Raw genomic sequence first — 24,962 nt, 5'->3', positions numbered from 1 at the left:
GGTTTGACGATTTTCAATTACACCCTCAGTAACTTGATAATTCATGTTTTGCACTTATCGAAAACTTTGGCGCACCCGGACGCTTTAGTCCCAAGCCGCTTGTCGTTTGCGTATCAGCAGGCTGTTTAAAATTTGAATATAAAGATGCTTCCGCCACGTTGTAAAAACCGTTGATCAAGCCGTCCTTAACCGAGCCCAAACCGCATGGATAAGTCGAAGCGTGCCCTCCATGGCTCTGGCTATCCGCATCCTGGCGGGAACGACGGTTTTTTGGGTCTGACAGAAGCATCTTTATATTCAAATCGCCATAGCACAAAATGGCGCGCATTGTATGTTGGCGAATTCCCAGTTGTCGTTAGGAGGAAATCCCGAATTATTTGCCAATAATTCCGGGCGTTAAGAAGGGCGATGCAATAATTTTCCGTAATACCGCACGCATTAATTTGCAAGACCCGCGGCTTTCGGGCCTGGGATCTCGACATAAACGCAGTGGCAGCCGGTTAATCAAGCGGCTAGTGAACCGGCATTATTTAACGCCGGTATCTCGGCCTGGCAAAGCTTGTCGAGACCAGTTGGGGACTGGGGCTGCGACAAATTGTGTGGCAGCGGTGGGACAGGAGGGAGAAATTTGGAGCGGAAGTATTTTTAGTTTTTGATCTCGGCAGACTCACTACCGCCGACAAACAGGCGATAGGCCGGGTTGCCGGTTTCATCTCGATACGCAAGCGCCAAAGCCGATAAACATTGCTCGAAGCGCCTGCGTTGTTCGCCGTCGATCTGCAGACCGATCAACACCTTGCCAAACGCGGCGCCGTGATTGCGGTAATGAAACAGGCTGATATTCCACTGACTGCCCAGCGACAGCAGAAATTTCAGCAGCGCGCCGGGACGCTCCGGAAACTGGATGCTGTAGACGCTCTCCTTCAACTCGAATGGCGCATGCCCGCCGACCATATAGCGGATGTGGTCTTTGGCCAGTTCGTTGCCGGTCATATCGGTTACCGGAAAACCGTCTGCGACCAGCTGTTCGATCAGATGCTGGCGGTCGTTTTCCGCGCCGCTGCTGCTGATCCCTACAAACACTTGGGCCATGCGCGCGTCGAAATAGCGGTAATTGAACTCGGTGATGCTGCGCTTGCCGATCATTTTGCAAAACCTTAAAAAGCTGCCCGGCACCTCCGGTATTTCCACCGCCAGCAATATTTCCCGATGCTCGCCTACCAAAGTACGCTCGGCGACATAGCGCAAGCGGTCGAAATTGATATTGGCGCCGCTGTCGATGGCAATCAGCGTGTGCTGTTGCAGGTGTTGCTGTTCGGCGTATTTTTTCAATCCCGCCACCGCCAGCGCGCCGGCCGGCTCGGCAACCGAGCGGGTATCGTCGAAAATGTCTTTGATCGCCGCGCAGATCTCGTCCGTGCCGACAGTGACGACCTGATCGACATACTGCCTGGCAATGCGAAACGGTTCTCCACCAATTTGCTTCACCGCCACGCCGTCGGCGAACAAACCGACTTGTTCCAATATTACGCGCTGGCCGGCTTTTAAAGCTTGATTTAAACAATCGGCGTCATCAGGTTCCACCGCGATGACCTTGATGTCCGGGCGTACGAACTTGACATAGGCGGCGATGCCGGCCACCAGACCACCTCCGCCGACCGGCACGAATATCGCGTGAATATCGCCGTTGTGTTGGCGCAGGATTTCCATGCCAACAGTGCCTTGCCCGGCTATCACTTCCGGATCGTCGTAAGGATGGATAAACGTCATGCCTTTCTCGGCGACCAATTCCATGGCATGGGCATAAGCATCGTCGTAGGAATCGCCATGCAGCACGATTTTCGCGCCGCGTGCCTTGACCGACTTGATCTTGATTTCCGGCGTGGTTTTCGGCATCACAATCAGAGCTTTAATCCCCAATTTCTTGGCCGCCAATGCCACGCCTTGGGCGTGATTGCCGGCCGACGCGGCGATGACGCCGTGCGCGGTTTGTTCGGATGTCAGCGAGGCGATTTTGTTATAGGCACCGCGCAATTTAAACGAGAATACCGGCTGTAAATCTTCGCGTTTCAGATAAACCTTGTTGTTGATTTTCTCCGACAGCGTAGCGGCAAAATCCAGTGGGGTTTCCTCGGCAACGTCGTAGACTTTTGCCCGCAATATCTTTTCTATATATTTTTGCATTATTGTCCTCGGCAACTGCTGGCGCACTTGCCGTCCATACTTGGGTTCTGGGGCTGTGGAGGCGAAGCTGCCTGGAGCCGGTTAGGCGTAAAAACTGCTGAGAGATCAGCGTCAATCGGTTATTATCCCACACAATGACGGGTTAAACGCCGTGTCAGATTTATAAGAGCAATCCATCAGGACCATCACCATGACCCAAGACGAATTAAAAAAACAAGTCGCCCAGGCTGCCCTGCAATATTTGAAAAACGTGCCCATCATTGGCATGGGTACCGGCTCGACCGTCACGCATTTGATCAACTTGCTGGCCGACTGCGATTTCAAAAGAGACATCGAAGGCGCGGTATCCAGCTCGGCGAAAACCACCGAACATTTGCAATCCATTGGCATTCGCGTCATCGACCTGAACCAATCCGGCGATCTGGATATTTATGTGGACGGTGCCGACGAAGTCACCCCGCATAAAAAAATGCTGAAAGGCGGCGGCGGCGCACTGACCCGCGAGAAAATCATCGCCGGCGCCAGCAAGAAATTTGTCTGTATCGTTGACGAAAGCAAATGCGTGGACGTGATGGGCAAGTTTCCGTTACCGGTGGAAGTATTACCTTTGTCGCGCAGCTTCGTGGCTCGCCAATTGGCTAAACTGGGCGGCCAACCAGAATTGCGCATGAACAAAGATACCGGCGCCAGCTACATCACCGACAACGGTTGCGAGATTCTGGACGTGCATAATTTGAGCATCCTGGACCCTATCGAGTTGGAAAAAACCATCAACAATATCCCCGGCGTGATCACCAACGGTCTGTTTGCGATCCGCGACGCGGATGTGGTGTTGGTCGGTAAAGGCAGCGAAGTCATTACTTACTAAACCGCGTTACCCGCTATTGCGATAGGTTGTCCGGCGCGACGACCTCAGTCGCCGAAAAGCCGGCAGCGCCTTACCCATAAAGCCTTGCCGGCTTTTCCCCATTAAATTTCTGGCTGCCCCAGCCTTAGAACTCTACAATATCCGCCCATCGCAGCCGCCGGCTGCTCTGCTTTATTGCCACATTTCTCAGAGTATTTAGGAACTACCATGTCTGACATTGAAATTGCCCAACAGGCAAGCATGCGCCCAATTATTGATTTGGCCGGCGAAAAATTCGGCATTCCCGCCGCACATCTGGACCCTTACGGTCATTACAAAGCCAAGATTTCCCTGGAATATGTCAACAGCCTGACCGATAAAACCGACGGCAAACTGATTTTAGTCACCGCCATCAGCCCCACCCCGGCCGGCGAAGGTAAAACCACCACCACGGTAGGTCTAGGCGATGCCTTGAACAGGTTGGGTAAAAAAACCATTATCTGCCTGCGCGAACCTTCGCTGGGCCCTTGCTTCGGTGTAAAAGGCGGCGCGGCCGGCGGCGGTTACTCGCAAGTAGTGCCGATGGAAGACATCAATCTGCATTTTACCGGCGACTTTCACGCCATCGGTGTGGCGCACAATTTATTGTCGGCGTTGATTGATAACCATATCAATCACGGCAACAAACTGGACATCGACCCGCGCCGCATCCAATGGAAGCGGGTAATCGACATGAACGACCGGGCGTTGCGCAAAATCACCATAGGCCAAGGCGGGCCGGCCAACGGCTATTTGCGCGAAGACGGCTTCGACATCGTCGTCGCATCGGAAGTGATGGCCATCCTCTGCCTGGCCACCAGCCGCGCCGACTTGAAGGAGCGCTTGGGCCGCATCGTCATCGGCTACAAATCCGATAAAGTCACGCCGGTTTATGCCAGCGATCTGAAAGCCCACGGTGCGATGGCGGCGATCTTAAAAGATGCGATCAAACCTAACCTGGTACAAACCCTGGAAAACAATCTGGCGATTATTCATGGTGGCCCGTTTGCCAACATCGCCCACGGTTGCAACACCGTCACCGCCACCAAAACCGCGTTGAAGCTGGCCGATTATGCGGTCACCGAAGCCGGCTTTGGTGCCGACTTGGGCGCGGAAAAATTTCTGGACATCAAATGCCGGATGTCGGGTTTAAAGCCCTCGGCGGTGGTATTGGTCGCCACGGTACGCGCTTTGAAATTCCACGGCGGCGTGGCTAAAGACGATTTGAACCAGGAAAACCTGGCGGCACTGGAACAAGGTTTTGCCAATCTGGAGCGCCATCTGCATAACATTACCCAGCATTACGGCCTGCCCTGCGTGGTCAGTATCAATCATTTCACCTTCGACACCGACGCCGAAATTGCCTTGTTGCAGCAGAAATGCGAAGCGTTGGGCGTGAAATGCGTAGTCGCCAAGCACTGGGCCCACGGAGGTGCCGGCGCGGAACAGCTGGCTCAGGAGATACTGAACATCGTCGATCATCGCGAACCCGGCTTTAGCTACGTTTACGACAGCGAACTGCCGCTGTGGAATAAGATCGAAGCCATCGCCACCAAGCTATACGGCGCGGCAAACATCAGCGCCAGCCCGAAAATTCGCGCCGAGTTGAAGGCGCTGCAAGCCAACTACGGTCATTTCCCGGTCTGCATGGCGAAAACCCAAATGTCGTTTTCCACCAACCCCAATGCCAAGGGCGCGCCGTCCGACCATACGGTGGAAATCAATGAAGTACGTCTGGCTAACGGCGCCGGCTTCATCGTGGCGATTGCCGGTGACATGATGACGATGCCCGGCTTACCCAAAGTACCGGCCGCCGAGCGTATCGATATTAGCGACGACGGCGTGATCAGCGGTTTGTTCTAAATATCGCTAGGCAAATTGGGTCGATTGTTCGAATTTTTTGCAATGCAATCGGCCCGTTTCCTTCAACCTTACACGTAGCAGGTATAAGCACCCTGGACTATGCTTGAGCATATGAATAGTCGCCGGGAGTGGACATGCTTGACCTGAAAACCGTTAAATTCAGCCACAAAATAGCGGCCCTATCGCTGATACCCTTAGCAGGCTTACTGCTAATGGCCTCCTTCGTGGTCTACACCCATATTGTGGAGATGCAGTCAGCGGCAAAGATTATCTCCTTAGCCAACTTTTCCGTGTACGCCAGCGATCTGGTGCATGAATTACAAAAAGAACGCGGCTTGTCGGTCGGGCATTTGGGTAGTGGCGGCCAGAAATTTAAACAAGAACTGGAGCAACAACGCTTAGCCACCGACGAAAAACTGAAACAACTGAATGCTTTTCTCAAAGCATTCGACACCAAAGCCGCCGCCACCAATCTGGCGGCTGGTTTGGCTGCGGTAGACCGGCAAATCGACCAACTCGACGAGACTCGCCAGTCGGTCACCGCTTTAAGCGCCAGCGGCGAAGTTACCATCAATTACTATTCCAATCTAAATGCCGCCTATCTGGCCATCATCGCCCAGTTGCCGCAATTGAGCACCAATGTAGAAATCAATCACAAGCTGGATGCCTATGCCAATTTTCTGAAAGGCAAGGAGCAAGCGGGCGTGGAGCGGGCCGTGTTGGCGAACACTTTTGCCAAGGACGCTTTTGGCCCCGGCATGTATGAAAAACTGGTGACCCTGATCGCTTTTCAGAATACTTATCTGGATATTTTCGCCTCTGTCGCCCCCCAGCAGTACCTGGATTTTTTACAACACACGTTGCGCGGACAGTTTATTGACGAAACGGCGGCGATGCGCAGCAAAGCTCTGAGCAATGCCGATAAAGGCGGTTTTGGGGTAGACCCGGCCCACTGGTTTGCCATGCAAACCGGCAAGATCAATCTGTTGAAAGACGTGGAAAACTATATCGCCAAAGACACCATAGACTCGTCCAAGGCGATTGAAAACAGCGCCAGTCGCCGATTGTTGTTCAACGGCGTGTTTATTATTGTGGTAGCGGGGTTGTCTTTTTCGCTATTTTGGATACTGCGTAAGGACATAGCCGCTCAGTTGGGCGGAGAACCGTGGCAGGTCAATAATCTGGCGGTCAATATCGCCGCCGGGAAACTGGAACGGCGCGGCATGCCGCAAGCGGAGCAACATGTCGGCATTTTTGCCGCAATGTTGACCATGCAAAAACGTCTGGCCGATGTAATCGGCACTATCGGCAGCTGTTCGGCGCAAATCGCTCAAGCCTCTACTGAAGTCAATAATGCCGCGCAAACACTCAGTCAAAGCAGCTGCGAACAAGCGGCCAGTATCGAACAAACCAGCGCCGCACTGGAACAATTGACCGGGTCGGTGGAACACAACCACGAGAATGCCCAGACTACGGAAAAAATAGCGCTTACCGCCGCCGAATCGGCGCAAAGCGGTGAACAAGCGATCAGAGACACCGTGGAGGCGATGAACAAAATCGCCGAAAAAATCGGCCTAATCGAAGCGATTGCCTACCAAACCAACTTGCTGTCATTAAACGCTTCGATCGTCGCCGCCAAAGCGGGCGAACACGGCGCCGGTTTCTCGGTGGTAGCGACCGAGGTGCAAAAGTTGGCAACCCGCAGCCAGGATACCGCCAACGAAATCGGCGAACTAGCCAATACCGGCCTGGACATCGCCCTAAACGCCGGCCGTATCTTCAGCCAAATGCTGCCCAGCATTCAAAAAACCGCTACGCTCGTACAGGAAATAGCCATCGCATCCGACGAACAGGCTGCCGGCGTCCGGCAAATCAGTCAAGCGGTAGGACAATTGGATACGGCCATTCAGCATAACGCGGCAGCTTCAGAGCAATTGGCCGCCACTGCTGAAGAATTAAACGATCAAAGCCAAACGCTCATGCGAGAAGTTGGCTTTTTTAAGATGCAATAACAAAAAGATGACGGAAATAACATGAACGAATTCGTTTGGGAAAATCAATATTTGCTCGGAAACGAAGCCGTTGACCAACAGCACAGAGAGATTTTCGATCTGGCAAACCAATTGGTGAGCTCGAAAGATACGCAAGCGCTAGCCGAAAATATTATGTTGCTTTATCAACACGTTAGAGAGCATTTTCAAGCTGAAGAAGCCTTTATGAAACAGCACGACTATCCGGAATATCAACATCATGTGCAGACGCATAATGTGATGCTGGAGAAACTGATCGCGTTTAGTCAGGGAATCCATCAGCAAAAACGACAGGAAATAGACGTGTCCGGCTTCATGCGCGACTGGATTACTCATATGGCAGAGGAAGATGCTGCCATTAATACTTATTTAAAAACCCAGAAATAGCGGCAGATCATCCAACAGGATAGCAACGAGTGCTGCTACCTAGCCGTGAAGAAGACAAGCTGCTGGGAGAATGCCGGAAAATTCTTCCAGCATAGCTCCCAGATCAAAACCTAGTCCGCATTTGCGAGCAGATGGTCTTGAGATTGCGCCAAGTCGTTTAGTAACGATAGCTCGTCCAACGACAGTACCCGGCTAATCGCCAAAAGTATAATAAATACGTCGTCGACACGGGCCATGGCTTGAATAAAATCGGTACGAATATCGGTACCGAAATCCGGTGCCGGCTGGATATTGGCGGGCGGAATTTCCAAAATCTCCCGGACTTCGTCCACCAACATGCCGATCAGTTGCGAACCCTCGCCCGCTTCAACCGCCACCAACACAATACAACTGCGCTTGCTCACTTCCGAGCAATGCCGGCTTAATCGTGCCGATAAATCGATTACCGGCACCACGCTGCCGCGCAAATTGATCACGCCGTGAATATAGTCCGGCGTCAACGGCACCCGGGTCACGTTGGCAATTTCGATAATTTCCTTCACATCCAGAATGCTGACGGCAAAACTTTCTGTCCCCACTAAAAAAGTCAGGTATTGGCCTACCTGCTCCTGAACCGCCACTGCCTGGCCGGTTTCTCTCCGAATCAGATTACTCATGGTCTGTTCTCCAGAGATTAAAAGCGCTCAAAGTCTTTGTCGTTAAAATTAATCGACCCATCCGCTAAAGCCGGAGCCGCAGGCTTAGCAGCATAGCTGGGACTTACCGGACCTCTATTTGGGCGAGGTGCAGGCGGAGTCGATCTGTAATTTTGCGCTCTTTTGTCCTCCTCCAATTTAAAGAAGGCCACGGCGTGCTGCAGTTGGGTCGCTTGGCCATTTAATTCTTCTGAGGTCGCTGCTAATTCTTCTGAACTGGCGGCGTTTTGCTGGGTAGCCTTATCCAATTGGCGCATGGCTTCGTTGATCTGATTGATGCCACTGGATTGTTCGATCGACGCGGCATTAATTTCTTGAACCAAATCGGCGGTTTTAGCGATATTAGGCACCACTGCGCTGATCAAACCACCGGCTTTCTCAGCTATCGCCACGCTATTAGTGGCCAATTCATTGATCTCTTCGGCGGTGACCCGACTACTTTCCGCCAACTTACGCACTTCTGCCGCTACCACCGCAAAACCTTTTCCGTGCTCACCGGCGGACGCGGCCTCGATGGCGGCGTTTAACGATAGCAGGTTTGTTTTGTAAGCAATGTCTTCGATTAAACCAATTTTTTTGGCGATGTGTTTCATGGCCGTTACCGTTTCGTTCACGGCATTACCGCCATCGCGGGCTTCGCTGGCAGATTTGGTGGCCATTTGTTCGGTGATGTGGGCATTTTCGGTATTTTGTTGTACCGACGAATTAAGTTGTTCAATCGACGAAGTCGTTTCTTCCACGCTTGCTGCTTGCTCGGTGGCCATTTGACTCATCGATTGCGCCGTGGCACTAACTTGCTGCGATGCGCTCAACAAGGCCTCTGAATTGGAACGCACTTCCTGCACCACTCTGACCAAATGCCCGCGCATATCTTTCAAGGCGTTGGCAACCACGCCGATTTCGTCTTCACGATTGATATTAATGGCGGTACTAAATTCTCCTTGCGCCAGTGCGTCCACTACCCGTTGCAGTTCATTCAAGGGCAGAATAATGCCACGAGTAATTACCCAGCCCAGAATCCCCGTGAATATCAAGATCGATGCACTGATCACATTCACTATAAAGGTTGCGCTTTCCTTTTCAGCCGCCGCTTCGTCAGCAGACTTTTTGCCCTCTTCAATGACATATTCTTGGAAACTATCGATTTTGCTGTTGAACTCCTCAGCGATTGGCGCACCCGCTGTCAGCGCCGCTCGACTATCGGCATCATTATTTTTTCGAGAGACCTCGATAATTTTATCGATAGACAACCCATACTCCTTATAGGTTTTTGTCATTTCCTCGAACAACTTGCGGTCTTTGCCCTCGTCGACCGTTTTTTCCACCAGTGCAAACGCCTTCTCAATACCATCCTGCGCATCCTTGATCGTTGCTTCGACTTTTGCCTTTTCAGCAATATCCTCGGTCAATACATGCCGATAGACCCGAACCCGCAAACGTCCCAGTCGCTGGCCGGCATCACCGAGGGCCGAGAGCGCCGGTACGGTCTTCAAATTTGCAAAATTTGTTTTTTCATAGACACTGGTCATACTGCGTTGGCCTATCCAGGCGACAGCCGCCAAACCAATAATGGCCACCACGACCAGTAAAATCATTTTTCTTACCACGGTCATTTTCATTTTCTTATTCCTTATAAATTAAAGCCGGAACAGAGTGCCTTCAAGTAACGGGGAATTCTCCCGACAAAAGTGCAGCCTTTCACTGGCAAAAATAGAATCTACGGTCTTAAAGGGGACAGTTCACTGTTCATACATTGGCACTTTTCGGTGCTTAAAACTGGTTGCCGAGTCAATCAGACCCTGCACATCTAAAATTAAAGCTACATTACCGTCGCCCAACACCGTAGCGCCGGTAATACCTTTAAGTTTTTCGAAAACCCTGCCCAAAGGCTTGATGACAGTTTGATGCTCGCCATGCAATTCATCGACAACAAACCCGGCTTTGCTTTGCCCGAATTTGACCACCACCACGCTCTCGCGCTTCCTAGTGGTGTCATGGGAACCGTTCCGAAAGTAATCCGCTAAACGCAAATACGGTAAAACCTGGCCGCGTAAATTAATGTAATGCTGTAATTCATCAATCTCGCATTCGTTGGCGTTCATCTCGATGCATTCGTCCACCATACTCAACGGGATGATGTAGCGGTCCTGACCGGTGCCGACCATAAAACCATCGATAATTGCCAGGGTCAGCGGTAAGCGTATGGAAATGGTGGTGCCCTCGCCTTCTACGCTGTCTATCTCGACGGAGCCGCGTAAGGCTTCGATATTTTTTTTCACCACATCCATGCCGACACCGCGCCCGGATAAATTGGTGGCTTGATCCTTGGTGCTAAGTCCGGCGGCGAATATCAGATTGTGAATGTCTTGTTGGGACAAATCGTGATCGGGTTTAATCAAACCGTTAGCTAATGCTTTGGCGAGTATTCTGTCGCTATTTAAACCAGCGCCGTCATCGGCGATTTGAATCACGATATGCCCGGATTCGTGGTAGGCATTGAGTTGCACGGTACCTTGTGCCGGCTTACCTACGGCGAGCCGCTGCTCGGGACTTTCAATGCCGTGATCGAGGGCGTTGCGGATCAAATGCGTTAACGGATCGTTGATTTTTTCGACGACCGTTTTATCCAACTCGGTTTCGCCGCCGCTGATAAAAAGTTCGATGTCTTTATTCAATTCTTTACTAACGTCGCGCACCACCCGTTTAAACCGGGAAAAGGTTTCGCCGATTTGCACCATGCGCAATTCCAATGCGGTATCGCGAATACTGCCGACTAAGGCATTCATGCTGGCGGCCACGTCGCCGGCATCGCTGAGGCCATGCCGCTCAACGATCAAATTCATCGCCGCACTGGAAATCACCAGCTCACCGACCAAATTGATCAAATGGCCCAGTTTGGTAGCATCGACCCGGATGTAATTGGCTTCGCTTGCCAGTTTTTGTTTGGTCTGTTCCTGTTTTTTCAGCGCTTGATCGACTAATGGCTGCTGTACGACATGTTGCTCGACCAGTATCTCTCCCAAGGGTTTGCCGGGGACGATAACCAGTTCGGAATCAATATTGGCCTGCTGACGTTGCAAAGCATGGTTGACATCATTTTGAGTCAGCGCCCCAACCTGCACCAACATATCGCCCAAGCGGTTGACATGATTGTCATCCTGGGCATTCAACAGATTTAAATATTCCTCCAGCTTGGAATTAGGCGGCAAAATTTTGATATCGCAATCGTCCGAGGCAAAATCAAACACCGCCTCTATCGTCTGTTTATTCGCATCGCTCTGAAAAGCAATTTTGAAATGCAAATAGCAGCTTTCCGGGTCCATGTCGTCACCGACCGGCATTTCCGGGGCTACAGTAAGAATTTGTTTAATCTCACCCAAGGTGCGCAGATAGCGAATAAACGACAAGGGGTCCATGCCGTTTCTGAAGGCATCTTTCTGAAACTCTAGAGAAATTAGCCAGTTATCGTCCACCGATATTTCACCGCCGCCTTCAATTTCCAGCTGGACGCTATCGTCGCTTTGCTGCATGTCGGTCGTTTGCCGTCCGGTCAATTGCCGAATCAAACGTTCTCCATCCGCCGCCAAGCTTGCCGGTAACTCGGAGTCTTTCTGCGTCAAACAATGTTCGATCAATTTAGCAGTGTGATCCTTGCTGTCCAACAAGACAGAAATCAATTCCGCGTCGATGCCGCGTTCGCCGTTACGCACTTTATCCAGGACCGACTCCGCTTCATGGGTAAAGCCGACAATGGCGTTAAAACCAAACAATCCGGAAGAGCCTTTGATGGTATGCATGGCCCTGAATAAACTGTTGATGGTTTCGCTATCGTCCGGTTTACTCTCCAGAGACAACAAAGCGTCTTCCATATCAGTTAACAACTCTTCAGCCTCTTGGGCGAAAACCGTTAAGGCCGCATCTAATTCGCTCATGATGTTTTCCAATCTGCGGAGATTACGATAGGGTCGCCGAAATGCTTACTCAGGTTGAGCAGTTCCAGCACTTCAACGACCGCCTCGCTATGCTGAATAAGACTAAAGCGGATATCGCGGCTGACGGCTTCCTGCTTCAGAAACATCAGCAGTTGCACACCGGCGCTATCGATTTCAGTGACATCGGCAAGATCGATTTGCACGTCTTTAGCCGAGCTTAGATACGGGGATAGTGCTTGTTTGTGTTCCAGCACCGAGTAGATGGTCAATTCACCCTGAATGGCTAGATGGGTGACACCCTTTTTTTGTTGTTTTAGGTGGATAGCCAAGGTTTTCTCCCCTTGTGCAATGGGGTTGTTTTTAAGGCAACACCAATTTGGACACCGCGTCGAGTAAAGTGGGGGCTTGAAACGGTTTGGTCAGCCAGGCTTTCGCGCCGGCGGCCTTGCCAGCCTGTTTTTTATCGTCGGCGGCTTCGGTAGTCAGCATCATCATCGGGGTGAATTTGTATGCCGGGAGTTTTTTGGCTTCCGTCACAAAGGTTATGCCATCCATATTCGGCATATTCACATCGGTAATGATCAAATTGATTTTTTGTCCGGTTAATTTACTCAGTGCATCCCTGCCGTCGCAGGCCTCAATCACATCGTAGCCGGCACCCTTTAGGGCAATGCCGACAACCTGTCGAATGGATGCCGAGTCATCAACAATCATGATGGTTTTAGCCATTAGTCAATCCTTCATCAAATTTAGAAAAATGTAATCTCATCGTTGGCGGAAGTGCTTTGGTGACTGACCGCCGCACTTGAAGAGTGATTCAACAACTCTTCCGGCATCGTGTAACTAAGCTCCATTCTCGACAATGTGGCGCCGACATCCAAGCTATTTGCTTGGCGCTCGCCGCTGCTGCGCGTGGCATCTACCGCAGTTTGCAGGCTGTTTAGATTATGTTCGACATGCGACAGCATTTGGCTGACCCGATCCTGAAACTGGAACGCCGTCAACACCGAGAAAATCTCGTCGCGAATTTGCGCGCTGTTGCCGCGTAACTGATCCGCATCGTTTCTGAACATATCCAAAGCCACCCGCAAATCGTCCAGAGCGGTGCGGATGGCGTGTTCGGCATCTCGGATCGCTTTGTCATCGGAAGAGCCGGATGCCTCGGACATTTTCAACGTCGAGGCCATGGCTTTGTTGATATCGGCAATGGCGTGGCTGATTTTTTCCCCGGTGGAAGACGAAAATCCGGCCAGTTTACGGACTTCGTCGGCTACAACCGCAAAACCCCGGCCATTTTCGCCTGCGCGAGCGGCTTCGATAGCCGCATTTAGAGCCAGTAAATTGATTTGCTCAGCGACCTTGCGCACTTCCTGCGCCATCGTGTCCAGTTGACCGGTATGTGCGGACAATTTACGAACCTCGTCGACTACCGCATGCTCAACGTCCTGGATTTCACTTAAAACTTTTAACACCGCCGTCAAAGCATCCCGGGTTTCGCCGAATAACACATCCACGCTACGACCTTGACGATTCTGCGCACCGCCGGAAATCAGTCTCTCCAATTGATTAACCATAGCGGCGAAACGGCTGGTCAGGACGGTGATTTCCTGTTCGGTATGCGTTCTGGATGTTTGTACTTGTCTGAGCAAAATGGGCACTACTTGCAGAAACAACCGCTCCAGCTCGATGGCGTATGCTTCAAGCTCTTGCAGTTTTAAATCTTCGTCGCCACGCCAGGCGTTATTAGCTTCATTCAGAGCGGTTTGCTGTTTATTGTACAAAGCAGACCCAATCAGGACGCCGGCAAAACCAAGCGCGGCGGTAGCTCCCAAGCTGATCAAACTGAAACCGGTTTGCACGCAGGCCAACAATCCACCAGTCACTCCCAACCCAACCGTCAACAGATAAAAACCAAGTGGACCGGGGCTCTTGGCTACAGGATAAGGTTTTCGAAGCATGGGAATTCCGTCTGGGTTTTGGGTATGTTAAAGATAGTAGAGAGTTTTAAATTTGCATTCAACCCACTACCATCTTAGGTTTTTCGTTAATGTTAAGTTCTCAGCACTTCCTGTAATTATTTACTGACATAATTACGTCGCATATCCTTACTAACGGAGACGGTTTTATTACTATTGCCCCGATCACAACCGAAGAATTCGAACGCTTCAGACGTTTGATTTACGACCATGCCGGCATCGCTCTGACACCGGAAAAGAAAGTCATGGTAGCCAGCCGGCTAGCCAAAAGGCTGGACTATTACCAGCTAGAACATTACGGCGAATACTACCAATTGGCTACCAGTCCCGATTACCCCCATGAATTTCAAACGCTGGTCGACATTCTGACCACCAATGAAACGTATTTTTTTCGGGAACCTAAGCATTTCGAATTTTTTCAACAGCACATTCTTAAAATCTGGCGCGGCGAGCATTTTAGGGTTTGGAGCGCGGCTAGTTCGACAGGAGAAGAAGCCTATACTCTAGCAATGGTATTAGCGGAGAACCTAGGCACGCGCAACTGGGAGATTTTCGGCTCCGATTTGAGCACGCGAGTGCTGGAAGTTGCCCGCCATGGCGTCTACCCACTGGATAGACTGGATCATATGGATAAGCGCCTGTTAGAAAAATATTGTTTACGCGGCGTGCGCAGCCAGGAAGGTTTTTTTCGCGTGGACAACAAACTACGCAGCCGCGTCAAATTTGACCAGGTTAATTTGATGAGTTCACTGCCGCATACATTGGGGAGGTTCGACGTAATTTTTCTGCGTAATGTTCTAATCTATTTTGACCAAGACACCAAAAAGCAGGTCGTCGAACGACTGATTACCGCGCTGAAGCCTGGCGGACATTTCATCATCAGTCATTCGGAAAGCCTGCACCGGGTCACCGAACAGTTACAAATGCTGAAGCCTTCTATCTACCGGAAACCATGAAAATCCTGCCCTTCCGAGATACCCAGCGTATCGTCATCGATCCGGGCGAATTCTATGCCTCCCGCCAGCCGGAAGTCATTTCAACACTATTGGGCTCGTGCGTGGCTGCCTGCCTATACGACCCGATCAATCGGGTATTTGGTATGAATCATTTTTTGCTGGCTTATCGTTCCTACTCCAAAAACATGCCTATCATCGAATCCGAAGAGGGCCGTTACGGCATTTATGCGATGGAATTGCTGATCAACGAAATGATGAAACTGGGTGCCAACCGGCTCAATCTACAAGCCAAATGCTTCGGCGGCGGCAACGTATTAAAACTGCGAGAGGACAAAAACCGCAAGGAAACCGTGGGCGACGTGAATGTTTTATTCATCAAAGAGTTTTTAAAAAAAGAAAACATTCCTATGCTTAGTGCCTGTCTAGGCGGCAATATCGGCAGAAACGTCCATTTCGTCGGTACTGATTATTCGGTGTTTATCAAAAAAATCGACCACAATCAGCAACTGTCTCTTGAAAATGAAGAGCGCCGCTACTGGAAGAAAAATATCGACGAACATGAAAAATCCAGAAGCAGTGCCGAATTCTGGTAAATCATCCAAGACCATTAACAGGCAACACTATGACAGACACAAAAGTATTTATTGTCGACGACTCCGCCGTGGTCCGGCAGGTATTAACCGGATTGCTCGATAGCCTGCCTGGCGTCAAAGTGATCGGTGCCGCGCCGGATCCCATCTTTGCCCTGACCCGCATGGAAAAAGACTGGCCGGATGTCATCATCCTGGACATCGAAATGCCACGCATGGACGGCATCACCTTCCTGAAGAAGCTAATGCACGAACATCCCACGCCGGTCGTGATCTGTTCGACGCTCACGGCAAAAGGCGCGGAAGTGACGATGCAGGCCATGAGTGCCGGTGCCGTCGACATCATCACCAAACCGACCGTCAACCTGAAGGGCTTTTTGCAAGATTCGAAAACCCTGCTGGCGGATGCGATTAAAGGTGCTGCGCATGCCAGACTAAAAAAATCGGCTATCCCAAGCGGCAAACCTCTGGATGGCAGCCCGAAATTAACCGCCGACGCCGTCATTTCCCCGACCAGCCTGATCTCGATGACGGAAACCACCGATCGCGTCGTCGCCATTGGCACATCAACCGGCGGCACCCAGGCTCTGGAATACGTATTGACGCGATTACCCCGTACCACGCCGGGAATCGTCATTGTGCAGCACATGCCGGAGGCATTTACCGCCGCATTTGCCAAACGGCTGGACAGCCTGTGCCAAATTACAGTTAAAGAGGCCGAGCAAAACGACCGGGTCATTCCCGGCCTGGCTTTGATCGCGCCCGGCGGCAAACACATGCTGTTGCGCCGCAGCGGCGCCCAATACCGGGTGGAAATCAAGGATGGCCCCTTGGTAAGCCGCCATCGGCCATCGGTGGATGTGTTGTTCCGCTCGGCCGCGCAAGCTGCCGGCAAAAACGTACTGGGCATAATCATGACCGGCATGGGCGACGACGGCGCCCATGGAATGAAAGAATTACACGATACCGGCGCACTTTGCGTGGCCCAAGACGAAGCCAGTTGCGTGGTCTACGGCATGCCCAAGGAAGCAGTAAAACTGGGCGGCACCGACGGCGAATTGCCTTTATCAGCTATCCCGAATTTGATCATGCAATCGCCGAATCGGGCAAAATTCTTGAAAGGTTAAAGGCCGGTTTTATCTACAAGCGGCGACAGCGGTAACCGTAATAGGCGATATATAAATAACAGAGTAAAGGGATGAAAAAAGCCTGCTGAATGCCAATACGATCCGCAAACGCCCCTTGCAGCAAAGGTAAAATAGCCCCACCGACGATGGCGGCGCAGAGTATGCCGGAGCCTTGGCCGGTATGCCTGCCCAAGCCGGTCAAAGCCAGCGAAAAGATGGTGGGAAACATGATGGAATTGCACAAACCTACCGCCAGGATGGTAACCATAGCCAGTATGCCGCTGCCCAACATCGTCGCCAACACCAAACCAGCCGCCGCCAAGGCGTTAAAGGCCAACACTTTGCCGGGATGGATTTTCTGCATCACCGCCGACCCAATAAACCGGCCGACCATCGCCCCGCCCCAATAAAACGACACGTATTTGCCGGCCTCTTGCTCAGCCAAACCGGCTATATGCGGCTCGCCGAGAAAGTTAACCAGAAAGCTGCCAATCGACACTTCACCGCCGACGTACACAAAAATCGCCACGGCGCCCAATACCAGGTGCGAATATTGCCAGGCGCTGCCATCCACTGCATTTGGGCCGGTTGCCTCGGCTTGCTGGTTAATCTTAGGCAACTTCAACATCGCAAACACTGCCGCCATGAAAAACAAGACTGCCGCGAGACATAAATACGGATTCTGCACCGCCGCCGCTTCCGCGGCCTGATACGCAGACAATTGCTCGGCGTCGAGCAGCTTTATTTCCTCGGCGCTTTTCACCGCATTCGACAAAATAAACAATGCGCCAAAATACGGCGCCAGCGTGGTACCCAAGGAGTTAAACGCCTGCGTCAAGGTTAAACGACTGGACGCAGTGTGCGGATCGCCCAACACCGTCACGTAAGGATTGGCGGAAACCTGTAGCAAGGTAATCCCGGACGCCAACACAAAAAACGCCGCCAAAAACAAAGGATAAGAATGCAAGCCAGCCGCCGGATAAAACAGCAAACAACCGCCACCGGCAATCGCCAAACCGACGATGATGCCGCCCTTGTAATCGATTTTTTCCACCAGATAGCCGCTGGGCACCGACATCAGAAAGTAAGCGGTAAAGAAACAAAACTGGATCAGCATCGCCTGGGTGTAACTCAGCGTAAACACCGCCTTCAAATGCGGGATCAGGATGTCGTTAAGACAGGTGATAAATCCCCAAATAAAAAATAGCGAAGTCAGAACCGTCAGCGAGCCTGCATGCGAGGGTCTATCAAGGTTTTGTCGATCCGGCATGAGTGAATCCTGCATATTGATTTAGGGTTTGAGGACCTGGAAACGTGCGATCTCGTTACCGACCATCACCTCAAACTCGCCCGGTTCGACAATGCGCCGCATATCCACGCCGATAAAAGACATATCCTGCGGCGTTAAGCTAAATTGCAAGGTCTGCTCCGCGCCGGGTTTTAACTCAACTTTTTTAAACGCCTTTAGCTGTTTCACCGGCCGCGAAACCGAGGCCGCGACATCGTGCAGGTAAACCATCACGGTCTCCTTGCCGGTCAGCGTGCCGGTATTTTTCACCTTAACCGTCACGTCGATATTCTCGCCCATGGCAATATTGTCTTTGCTCAGACGCAGGCCGCTGGTCTGGAAGGTGGTGTAACTCAAACCGTGACCAAATGGATACAAAGGCCGATACTGATTGCTCTCAAAAGCCTCTATCGGCTTGTGATCGTACATCACAATATCGCTAACATCGCGCGGATAGGAAATCGGCAACTTGCCGCTGGGATTGGTGTCGCCGAACAAAATATCGGCCATCGCTGCCCCGCCTTCCATGCCCGGCAAAAAGCCCAACACCACCGCCTGCGCCTTGTTGGCAATTTCGGTGATGATGCGCGGCCGGCCGCCGAACGTGACTAAAACCACCGGCTTGCCGATTTCGAAAATCGCTCTAGCCAGTTGCAACTGTACCGGGTCCAAATGCAGGGATTCGATATTGCCTTCGGTTTCGGTGTAGGTTTTTTCGCCCAGCGCCAAAATCACCACATCGTGCTGCCTGGCTTGAGTCACCGCCTGCTCGATATTGATTTCGTCGCTGAAATTTTTGCCGCCCACGTACGTCACTTTGCCCGTGGTTTTCTGCTGAATGGCTTGTATCAAAGTGGGCTTGTCTTTGGGATATAAATGCTCTGCGGCGCCCTGCCAGGTAATCGTCCAACCGCCGTTCATCACGCTCAACAAGTTCGCGGTCGGCCCGGTGACCAAGATGCTGGCCTGCTTGCTCAAGGGCAGAATATGTTGGTCATTTTTCGCCAGAATGATCGCTTCCCGCGCCGCTTGCCGGTTAGCGGCCACCGCATCCTCAGTGACAAAGTTACCTTTTACGGCCAGCTCAGGCTCGTGCCTGTCAAACAAACCGCTTTGATATTTCACCCGCAAAATACGCGACACCGCTTCGTCGATACGGGTCATCGGCACTTCGCCGGTTTTGGCTAAATCCAGCAATAAGTCGTAAAACGAATAATCGAACGGCACCATGCTCATATCGATGCCGGCCATCACCGCCATTTTTACCGCTTCGCGCGGCGAGGATGCCAATTTATCGCGGGTATACAAGCGGCTGATGTCGGCCCAATCGGACACGGTAAAGCCTTTAAAACCCATCTCAACGCGCAAAATGGTGTTCAGGTAGTAATGATTGACGTGGCCGGGAATGCCATCCACCTCGGCGGAATTGACCATCACCGTCGGCGCTCCGGCTTTCACGCCCGCTTCGAAGCCCGGCAGAAAATATTCGCGCAAAGCTCGTTCGCCTATCCAGGCCGGGGTGCGGTCCTTGCCGTTCAAGGGATAGCTGTAGCCGACGTAATGTTTCAAGCAAGTTGGCGCTTTGTCGGCGTCCGCAAAATTATCGCCTTGATGACCTTGAATATAGGCACTGCCCATCGTCACCGCCAAAAGCACGTCCTCGCCGTAAGTTTCCCACAAGCGCGGCCACAGCGGTTGCCGGCCGATGTCCATAACCGGCATGAAATTCCAATCCAAACCCGAGGCCTTGGCTTCCCGCGCAGTCACTTCGCCTTCCTTGAAAGCCAAATCGGGATTAAACGTCGCCGCCATGCTGATGGCTTGCGGAAACAGCACTGCGTTTTCGGTGTAAGTTGCACCATGAATCGCGTCGATACCGTACAGCACCGGAATTTTCAGCCGGCTTTTTGCCGCCACGTCGCGTATCGCTTGGGTCATCCGCCGCCATTTTTCGATGGGCTGGGTTTGATTATTCGGCGTGGTGGGCGTGTTGAGTATCGAACCGATATGCCGGTTCAAAATGGCGTCTTCCAGTTTGGCCTGATCGATGGGATTGTCGGCTACCTCGCCATTCACGACCGAAACCACGCTAAAGTCGATCTGCGTCATCTGTCCGACTTTTTCTTCCAGGCTCATTTGCGCCAATAAGGCCTGTACCTGCGCTTCAACATTGTCGTTTGTTTCTTTTGCACTCACGCCGGACTCCAAAGCCAAGAATAGGGAAAGAATTAAGAAAGCTAATTTTGTTTTCAAGAGATTGATTTAAGGTTTGATCGATGCCCGCTCAATCGTTTTATCTACCTGCCGGCCGCACGGCAAAAATCCGATCAACGATAGCAAGGCATTTGTAGTTATCGGTAAAAATAGGCACATCATAGCCGGCGATAATTCGCTCATGTCAGCGGCAAGTGCCCATCAGGGACCCGGAATAGTTTATCCAGACCTGAAGATGCTGTCTTATATTTTAAGAGCAGCGGTGGCGTAGAGCCTGGCTTGGTGTTTTTCGTGGCAACTGCCACACCGGATGAAGTTTTCTCAGGATTGTTATTCCGGAAACAACTTATCCCGCGCATTCTCCAAAATCGCGGTCACGGCCGGATGCTTGAGTTTGCGGCGCATGGTGATGGCGTAAAAACGTTCATGCACCGAGTCGATACGGCCGATGGCTTCCACGCCGTATTGGCTTTGGATTTCGGCTTCGACATTACTCGGTGCGACAAACAAACCCACGCCACCACTGCCAAAGGTTTTGATCAACGCGCTGTCTTCAATTTCGGCCTGGATAGCCGGGCTGATACTTTCGGCGTCGAACCATTGATCCAGCGAGCGCCGCAGCGAAGTGTTGGCGGTGGGCAGCAGGAACGGTGCGCCGCTCAAGCAGCGTGGGAAATTTTGCCTATAGGTCGCGGCCAAAGCCGGCGCGCCGAACACGGTAACCCCGCATTCGCCCAGCAGATGGTTAAACGCTTTGGCGCCACTGGTTGGTGTCAGCGGCGCATCGGACAAGACTATATCCATCCCTTGCATGACCATCTCACTCAAAAGCCGCTCGGTTTTGTCCTCGTAACAAAGAATCTGCACCGACTCTGGTAAGCGGAATGCCGGCGCCAGCAAGCGATAAACCACCATTTTCGGTAACGCATCCGCCACGCCCACCACCAGACGCAGAGCCCTGCCGGTCGGCCGGCCTTTTAAGGTGTTAGTTAACTCTCGGCCCAGCGAAAAGATTTCTTCCGCGTAATTAAATACCACCCGCCCAGTGTCGGTGAGCACCAGTTTACGGCCTTGTTTATAAAAGAGTTTTTCGCCAATTTGCTGTTCCAGCACCGCTAATTGGCCGCTGATGGTAGGTTGCGCCAAATGCAGTTTCTCGCAAGCGCGAGTGATGCTTTCTTCACGCGCGACATTCCAGAAATAAAACAAATGTTGGTAGTTGATACGTTCCATAGCGCTCAATGTATAGTAATTTACGATGAATTAATTCTAAACATTCTATTTAACAATATCAAAATGCTGCGCTAGGCTATCACGCAACCCTAACCTACCCTGAGAACTGCACATGCAAAAGCTAAAAGCACTGCACAGCGAAGACATCGCGCCAAGTACCGGAGCCGCATTAGCGGAGTATGACAAGTCGGCGTTTGAATTGGATAACCTCGGCGCCAGCCAAATCCTCAGTGATCGCTTATCGGATGCTCACGGCGACGACAAAGAATTACGCAGTTCGATACGCCTGCTCGGTTCGATCTTGACTAAAGTGCTCACCGCCCAAGCCAAACCGGAGGTGGCCACCGCCGTCGCGCAGTTGCAACGCAAGTTTGCCAGCTTGCTCCGAGAGGGCAGCGCCAACCGCCGCCGCCAGTTCATGGAGATTCTGGAAGGCCTGGATGCAGAAGAAATAGGCGAAGTGGTACGAGTGTTTAACGGCTATTTCAGCCTGCTCAATATCGCCGAAGAATCACATAACCTAAATTTGCGCCGACAAAATCAGACCGGCCGCTATTGGCCCGGCTCGTTTCATGACACGCTGATTAAACTACGCGACAGAGGCGTCAGTGCCGATAAATTACAGGTGTTATTGGACGAAATGCTGTATTTGCCGGTGATGACCGCTCACCCCACCGAAGCCAAACGCCGCACAGTCAAAAGCGCGTTGCGCAATGTCTTTCTCAGCCAGGAGGCCTTGGACGATCCACGCCTACGCAGCCAGCAACGCAGCGAGGCCTTAGACAAACTGCAAGCACAGATTCAATTGCTGTTAAAAACCGACGAAGTGCGGGCCCGTAAACTGGGCGTGGCCGACGAAATCGACGCTGGTTTGTTTTATTTTTCACTGTCGCTATTTCAGGCTACCACCTTGGTTTACCGGAACTTACAACGCGCACTTAGCGATGTGTTCGGCGCCGACGTGGCTAGCCAAATCCGCATCCCCAGCTTTTTGCGTTTTGGTTCCTGGATAGGCGGCGACCGCGACGGCAATCCAAATGTAAAACCGGAGACCACCGAGCTGGCCTTACGCATGCAGGCGCAAACCATCATGCAGGAATATCTCGCCCGCCTGGATCAATTACGTGGCCAGTTGTCGCATTCTTATGGACTTTGTGACTTGGCCCCGGAATTTATCGACAGCCTGCACGCCGACCGCACCCTGCTAGGCCCGGTAGTCGCGGAGTTGGAAAAGCCCTATCTGCAGGAACCTTACCGGCACAAACTGATATTGATGAAATATCGCATGCAATCCACCTTGCAGCGCGTGCAACAACAGTTACAGGGCCAAGCGGAACAAGCCAATCGCCTTGCCTATGCCAGCGTGGCCGAGTTTTTACACGATCTGCGCTTGATCGATGCATCCTTGCGCAGCCACGGCGACGCCAATATCGCCGAGCTGGAATTAGCCGATCTGATCCGCTTGGCCGACGTGTTCGACTTTCACTTGATGCAACTCGACGTGCGGCAAGAATCGACTCGCCACAGCGAAGCAGTCGCGGAAATTCTGGCAACCGCATTGAACATTGACTACCTGGCGCTGGACGAAGCGCAACGCATAGCATTGTTAGCAGAGGCGATTGCCGCACCGGGTGGTTTGATATTCGACGCCGCCGCGCTGACGCCGGCCAACCGCGAAACCCTGGAGTTGTTTATGGTGATGGCGAAAATGCGCCGGGAAATAGGCCCGAACTGCTTTGGTAAATACGTAATTTCCATGACCCATTCCGCCAGTCATGTCTTGGAAGTCTTGCTGCTGGCGGCGCAAGCCGGCCTGGTCGGCAAAATCGGCGGGCATTGGCATTGCCATATCGGCGTCAGCCCCTTGTTTGAAACCATCGACGATTTAAATCGCATCTCCGAGGTACTGACCCAGCTATTCGATACCGAGTGCTATCGGGAATTGTTGCGCGTCAGCGATGACCGCCAGGAAATCATGCTGGGCTATTCGGACTCCTGCAAAGACGGCGGCATCCTGGCTTCGGCCTGGGGCTTGTCGCGCGCGCAACGGCAAATTATTGCGATCAGCGAGCGGTACGGTTTGAAATGCCGCCTATTCCATGGCCGCGGCGGCACCGTCGGTCGCGGCGGCGGCCCGACTCACGAAGCGATTCTGGCCCAGCCGCCCGACACCGTGCGCGGCCAGATCAAATTCACCGAGCAAGGCGAAGTGCTGTTTTATCGGTACAACAATATGGAAACCGCGGTCTACGAATTAACCATGGGCGTTACCGGCTTGCTGAAAGCCAGCGTCAGCCTGGTGCAAGCCGTTCCGGCGGATCATGCGGAAGATTTGGCAGTCATGGACGAATTGGCGCGGATCGGCGAACAAAGCTACCGCGACCTGACCGAACGCACGCCCGGCTTTTTGGATTATTTCTACGAAGCCAGCCCGGTCGGCGAAATCGGCGGCTTGAACATCGGTTCGCGGCCTTCGCACCGCAAAAAACTGGATCGCTCGAAAAACTCGGTGCGGGCGATTGCCTGGGTGTTCGCTTGGGCGCAATCGCGGCAGACGTTTCCGGCTTGGTACGGCATCGGTTTCAGTTTGGCCAGCTGGTGCGCCGGCAAGCCGGAGCGCCTGGAAACCCTGCGGCGAATGTATCGGGACTGGCCGTTTTTCCGCAACCTGCTGAGTAACGCGCAAATGGCTTTGAGTAAGTCGGACATGAACATCGCGCGAGAATACGCGCAATTGTGCAATGACCCGGAAACCGGCAAACGGGTTTACAACCTGATAGCCGGCGAGCACCAGCGCTGCGTGGAGTGGATACTGGAGATAGCCAACACTGACCGCTTGCTGGCGGAGAATCCGGCCTTGGCCGCATCCTTGCAGCGCCGCGATGCTTATCTGGGGCCGCTAAACTATATCCAGGTTTTTTTGATCCGGCGGCTGCGGGAAATGAATACCGAGAATCCCGCGGACAGTCCGTGGATGAAACCCTTGTTGCGCAGTATCAATGCGATTGCCGCAGGTATGCGCAATACCGGTTGATGTTATTAGCCCGGCCCTGAAATACCGGCCGTCCTGAACGGGTCGAAGGACGCGCCCCCTGAAAAGGGGAAAGGGCTTTTCGGCAGACTCTAAAAGGGAGGAGAACCATGCAATACGCCTACGCATTGGCACACTGGTTTAGAGTGATCATTATCAACACCGGGCGCTGGCTGTTTGAAAACAAGCCTGCCATGGCAATCTTGACCCTGATATTTTTGTATAAATTTGGCGACACCTTGCTACCCTTTCTATGGCTCATTCTGCACTTGGCCATTGAGGTGGTCGAGATGTTGTTCGAGCATTTTTTGGAACACGTGTTCGGGGTAACGCCGCGCCAAGCCGAGTTCATTGTGTTCTGGACCGGTCTGACTTTGCTCGGTACTGTGGTTTGGCGCTTGTCATATAAAGCTTATCTCGTGATAGTGCGAGCATGCGAAGCTGCTTGGCAGAACTGGTGTGAAAAAGCCGGCCCGGCCAAATTGCTTGCCACACTAAAGGTTACACTTTTGCTGGGCATACTCGGCAAGACCATGCTGTTATTCGTTTAAACCGATAGGATTTCGTTAC

General features: G+C 52.2%; 20 protein-coding genes. 9 read left to right on the top strand and 11 right to left on the bottom strand.

All coding sequences use genetic code 11. The annotated features are described in order from the left end of the window. Window positions 1-25: 25 nt before the first annotated feature. Window positions 26-328, bottom strand: coding sequence for a hypothetical protein (locus CWO84_RS24305; protein WP_165786266.1), 303 nt, complete (start codon window positions 326-328; stop codon window positions 26-28). Between the two features lie 317 nt (window positions 329-645). Beyond that, window positions 646-2,184: a threonine ammonia-lyase, biosynthetic gene (ilvA, locus tag CWO84_RS04665; RefSeq protein WP_205454003.1), complete on the bottom strand. Its 1,539-nt coding sequence runs from the start codon at window positions 2,182-2,184 to the stop codon at window positions 646-648. Window positions 2,185-2,374: 190 nt separating this feature from the next. Between ilvA and rpiA the strand changes: the two genes are divergently transcribed. The 4 genes from rpiA to CWO84_RS04645 all read left to right on the top strand — a co-directional run bounded on the left by rpiA (window position 2,375) and on the right by CWO84_RS04645 (window position 7,350). Beyond that, entirely contained in the window at window positions 2,375-3,052 is a 678-nt protein-coding gene (rpiA, locus tag CWO84_RS04660) for a ribose-5-phosphate isomerase RpiA (RefSeq protein WP_101051903.1), read from the top strand. Window positions 3,053-3,259: 207 nt separating this feature from the next. Further along, window positions 3,260-4,933 carry a formate--tetrahydrofolate ligase gene (locus tag CWO84_RS04655; protein WP_101051902.1) on the top strand — a complete coding sequence of 558 codons (1,674 nt, stop codon included), beginning with the start codon at window positions 3,260-3,262 and terminating at the stop codon, window positions 4,931-4,933. Window positions 4,934-5,067: 134 nt separating this feature from the next. Then, window positions 5,068-6,945 carry a methyl-accepting chemotaxis protein gene (locus CWO84_RS04650; RefSeq protein ID WP_101051901.1) on the top strand — a complete coding sequence of 626 codons (1,878 nt, stop codon included), beginning with the start codon at window positions 5,068-5,070 and terminating at the stop codon, window positions 6,943-6,945. A gap of 21 nt (window positions 6,946-6,966) precedes the next feature. Further along, window positions 6,967-7,350: a hemerythrin domain-containing protein gene (locus CWO84_RS04645; protein WP_101051900.1), complete on the top strand. Its 384-nt coding sequence runs from the start codon at window positions 6,967-6,969 to the stop codon at window positions 7,348-7,350. Window positions 7,351-7,460: 110 nt separating this feature from the next. On the opposite strand, the gene CWO84_RS04640 is transcribed toward CWO84_RS04645, so the two are convergent. The 6 genes from CWO84_RS04640 to CWO84_RS25140 all read right to left on the bottom strand — a co-directional run bounded on the left by CWO84_RS04640 (window position 7,461) and on the right by CWO84_RS25140 (window position 13,935). Next, window positions 7,461-8,006 carry a chemotaxis protein CheW gene (locus CWO84_RS04640; protein WP_033156655.1) on the bottom strand — a complete coding sequence of 182 codons (546 nt, stop codon included), beginning with the start codon at window positions 8,004-8,006 and terminating at the stop codon, window positions 7,461-7,463. Window positions 8,007-8,023: 17 nt separating this feature from the next. Next, complete coding sequence (locus CWO84_RS04635; RefSeq protein ID WP_033156656.1) at window positions 8,024-9,664, bottom strand: methyl-accepting chemotaxis protein; 1,641 nt, start codon at window positions 9,662-9,664, stop codon at window positions 8,024-8,026. 120 nt (window positions 9,665-9,784) lie between these two features. Beyond that, window positions 9,785-11,977, bottom strand: coding sequence for a chemotaxis protein CheA (locus tag CWO84_RS04630; protein WP_033156657.1), 2,193 nt, complete (start codon window positions 11,975-11,977; stop codon window positions 9,785-9,787). Beyond that, on the bottom strand, window positions 11,974-12,306 hold the full coding sequence (locus CWO84_RS04625; RefSeq protein WP_033156658.1) for an STAS domain-containing protein: 333 nt from the start codon (window positions 12,304-12,306) through the stop codon (window positions 11,974-11,976). The genes CWO84_RS04630 and CWO84_RS04625 overlap by 4 nt, the downstream gene beginning before the upstream one ends. Window positions 12,307-12,337: 31 nt before the next feature. Further along, the gene (locus CWO84_RS04620) at window positions 12,338-12,706 is read right to left on the bottom strand and encodes a response regulator (protein WP_033156659.1); all 369 of its coding nucleotides are present in this window, start codon (window positions 12,704-12,706) and stop codon (window positions 12,338-12,340) included. A 20-nt stretch (window positions 12,707-12,726) separates the two neighbouring features. Beyond that, window positions 12,727-13,935 carry a methyl-accepting chemotaxis protein gene (locus CWO84_RS25140; protein ID WP_101051899.1) on the bottom strand — a complete coding sequence of 403 codons (1,209 nt, stop codon included), beginning with the start codon at window positions 13,933-13,935 and terminating at the stop codon, window positions 12,727-12,729. A 128-nt stretch (window positions 13,936-14,063) separates the two neighbouring features. Here CWO84_RS25140 and CWO84_RS04610 point away from each other — a divergent pair, with 128 nt between their 5' ends. Genes CWO84_RS04610 through CWO84_RS04600 form a run of 3 tightly spaced genes read left to right on the top strand, consistent with a single transcriptional unit; the run spans window position 14,064 to window position 16,626 of the window. Further along, window positions 14,064-14,909: a protein-glutamate O-methyltransferase CheR gene (locus tag CWO84_RS04610; RefSeq protein WP_346426961.1), complete on the top strand. Its 846-nt coding sequence runs from the start codon at window positions 14,064-14,066 to the stop codon at window positions 14,907-14,909. Further along, the gene (locus CWO84_RS04605) at window positions 14,906-15,502 is read left to right on the top strand and encodes a chemotaxis protein CheD (RefSeq protein ID WP_033156662.1); all 597 of its coding nucleotides are present in this window, start codon (window positions 14,906-14,908) and stop codon (window positions 15,500-15,502) included. The genes CWO84_RS04610 and CWO84_RS04605 overlap by 4 nt, the downstream gene beginning before the upstream one ends. Before the next feature lie 29 nt (window positions 15,503-15,531). Continuing rightward, window positions 15,532-16,626 (top strand): chemotaxis response regulator protein-glutamate methylesterase, encoded by a 1,095-nt coding sequence (locus CWO84_RS04600; RefSeq protein ID WP_033156663.1) that lies wholly within the window; start codon window positions 15,532-15,534, stop codon window positions 16,624-16,626. A 13-nt stretch (window positions 16,627-16,639) separates the two neighbouring features. On the opposite strand, the gene fucP is transcribed toward CWO84_RS04600, so the two are convergent. From fucP to nhaR, 3 genes are all read right to left on the bottom strand, one after another. Then, entirely contained in the window at window positions 16,640-17,911 is a 1,272-nt protein-coding gene (fucP, locus tag CWO84_RS04595) for an L-fucose:H+ symporter permease (protein ID WP_240617964.1), read from the bottom strand. A gap of 6 nt (window positions 17,912-17,917) precedes the next feature. Continuing rightward, window positions 17,918-20,110, bottom strand: coding sequence for a glycoside hydrolase family 3 N-terminal domain-containing protein (locus CWO84_RS04590; protein WP_225893083.1), 2,193 nt, complete (start codon window positions 20,108-20,110; stop codon window positions 17,918-17,920). A 348-nt stretch (window positions 20,111-20,458) separates the two neighbouring features. Further along, window positions 20,459-21,361 (bottom strand): transcriptional activator NhaR, encoded by a 903-nt coding sequence (gene nhaR, locus CWO84_RS04585; protein ID WP_033156666.1) that lies wholly within the window; start codon window positions 21,359-21,361, stop codon window positions 20,459-20,461. 112 nt (window positions 21,362-21,473) lie between these two features. Between nhaR and ppc the strand changes: the two genes are divergently transcribed. Together ppc and CWO84_RS04575 are read left to right on the top strand one after the other, a co-directional pair. Next, window positions 21,474-24,395 carry a phosphoenolpyruvate carboxylase gene (gene ppc, locus CWO84_RS04580; RefSeq protein WP_205800342.1) on the top strand — a complete coding sequence of 974 codons (2,922 nt, stop codon included), beginning with the start codon at window positions 21,474-21,476 and terminating at the stop codon, window positions 24,393-24,395. A 107-nt stretch (window positions 24,396-24,502) separates the two neighbouring features. After that, window positions 24,503-24,943, top strand: a complete 441-nt coding sequence (locus tag CWO84_RS04575) for a hypothetical protein (protein ID WP_101051896.1) — start codon at window positions 24,503-24,505, stop codon at window positions 24,941-24,943. Window positions 24,944-24,962: the final 19 nt, after the last annotated feature.

This window comes from Methylomonas sp. Kb3 (assembly GCF_002834115.1).
Taxonomy (GTDB): domain Bacteria; phylum Pseudomonadota; class Gammaproteobacteria; order Methylococcales; family Methylomonadaceae; genus Methylomonas; species Methylomonas defluvii.
This window is presented reverse-complemented; position numbering and strand designations above follow the sequence as displayed.

Coding starts and splice junctions, on each gene's coding strand:
- rpiA (WP_101051903.1), top strand. CDS start 2,375: ATGACCCAAGACGAATTAAAAAAACAAGTCGCCCAGGCTGCCCTGCAA.
- CWO84_RS04645 (WP_101051900.1), top strand. CDS start 6,967: ATGAACGAATTCGTTTGGGAAAATCAATATTTGCTCGGAAACGAAGCC.
- CWO84_RS04575 (WP_101051896.1), top strand. CDS start 24,503: ATGCAATACGCCTACGCATTGGCACACTGGTTTAGAGTGATCATTATC.
- ppc (WP_205800342.1), top strand. CDS start 21,474: ATGCAAAAGCTAAAAGCACTGCACAGCGAAGACATCGCGCCAAGTACC.
- ilvA (WP_205454003.1), bottom strand. CDS start 2,184: ATGCAAAAATATATAGAAAAGATATTGCGGGCAAAAGTCTACGACGTT.
- CWO84_RS04635 (WP_033156656.1), bottom strand. CDS start 9,664: ATGAAAATGACCGTGGTAAGAAAAATGATTTTACTGGTCGTGGTGGCC.
- nhaR (WP_033156666.1), bottom strand. CDS start 21,361: ATGGAACGTATCAACTACCAACATTTGTTTTATTTCTGGAATGTCGCG.
- CWO84_RS04605 (WP_033156662.1), top strand. CDS start 14,906: ATGAAAATCCTGCCCTTCCGAGATACCCAGCGTATCGTCATCGATCCG.
- CWO84_RS24305 (WP_165786266.1), bottom strand. CDS start 328: ATGCGCGCCATTTTGTGCTATGGCGATTTGAATATAAAGATGCTTCTG.
- fucP (WP_240617964.1), bottom strand. CDS start 17,911: ATGCAGGATTCACTCATGCCGGATCGACAAAACCTTGATAGACCCTCG.
- CWO84_RS04655 (WP_101051902.1), top strand. CDS start 3,260: ATGTCTGACATTGAAATTGCCCAACAGGCAAGCATGCGCCCAATTATT.
- CWO84_RS04630 (WP_033156657.1), bottom strand. CDS start 11,977: ATGAGCGAATTAGATGCGGCCTTAACGGTTTTCGCCCAAGAGGCTGAA.
- CWO84_RS04620 (WP_033156659.1), bottom strand. CDS start 12,706: ATGGCTAAAACCATCATGATTGTTGATGACTCGGCATCCATTCGACAG.
- CWO84_RS04640 (WP_033156655.1), bottom strand. CDS start 8,006: ATGAGTAATCTGATTCGGAGAGAAACCGGCCAGGCAGTGGCGGTTCAG.
- CWO84_RS04650 (WP_101051901.1), top strand. CDS start 5,068: ATGCTTGACCTGAAAACCGTTAAATTCAGCCACAAAATAGCGGCCCTA.
- CWO84_RS25140 (WP_101051899.1), bottom strand. CDS start 13,935: ATGCTTCGAAAACCTTATCCTGTAGCCAAGAGCCCCGGTCCACTTGGT.
- CWO84_RS04600 (WP_033156663.1), top strand. CDS start 15,532: ATGACAGACACAAAAGTATTTATTGTCGACGACTCCGCCGTGGTCCGG.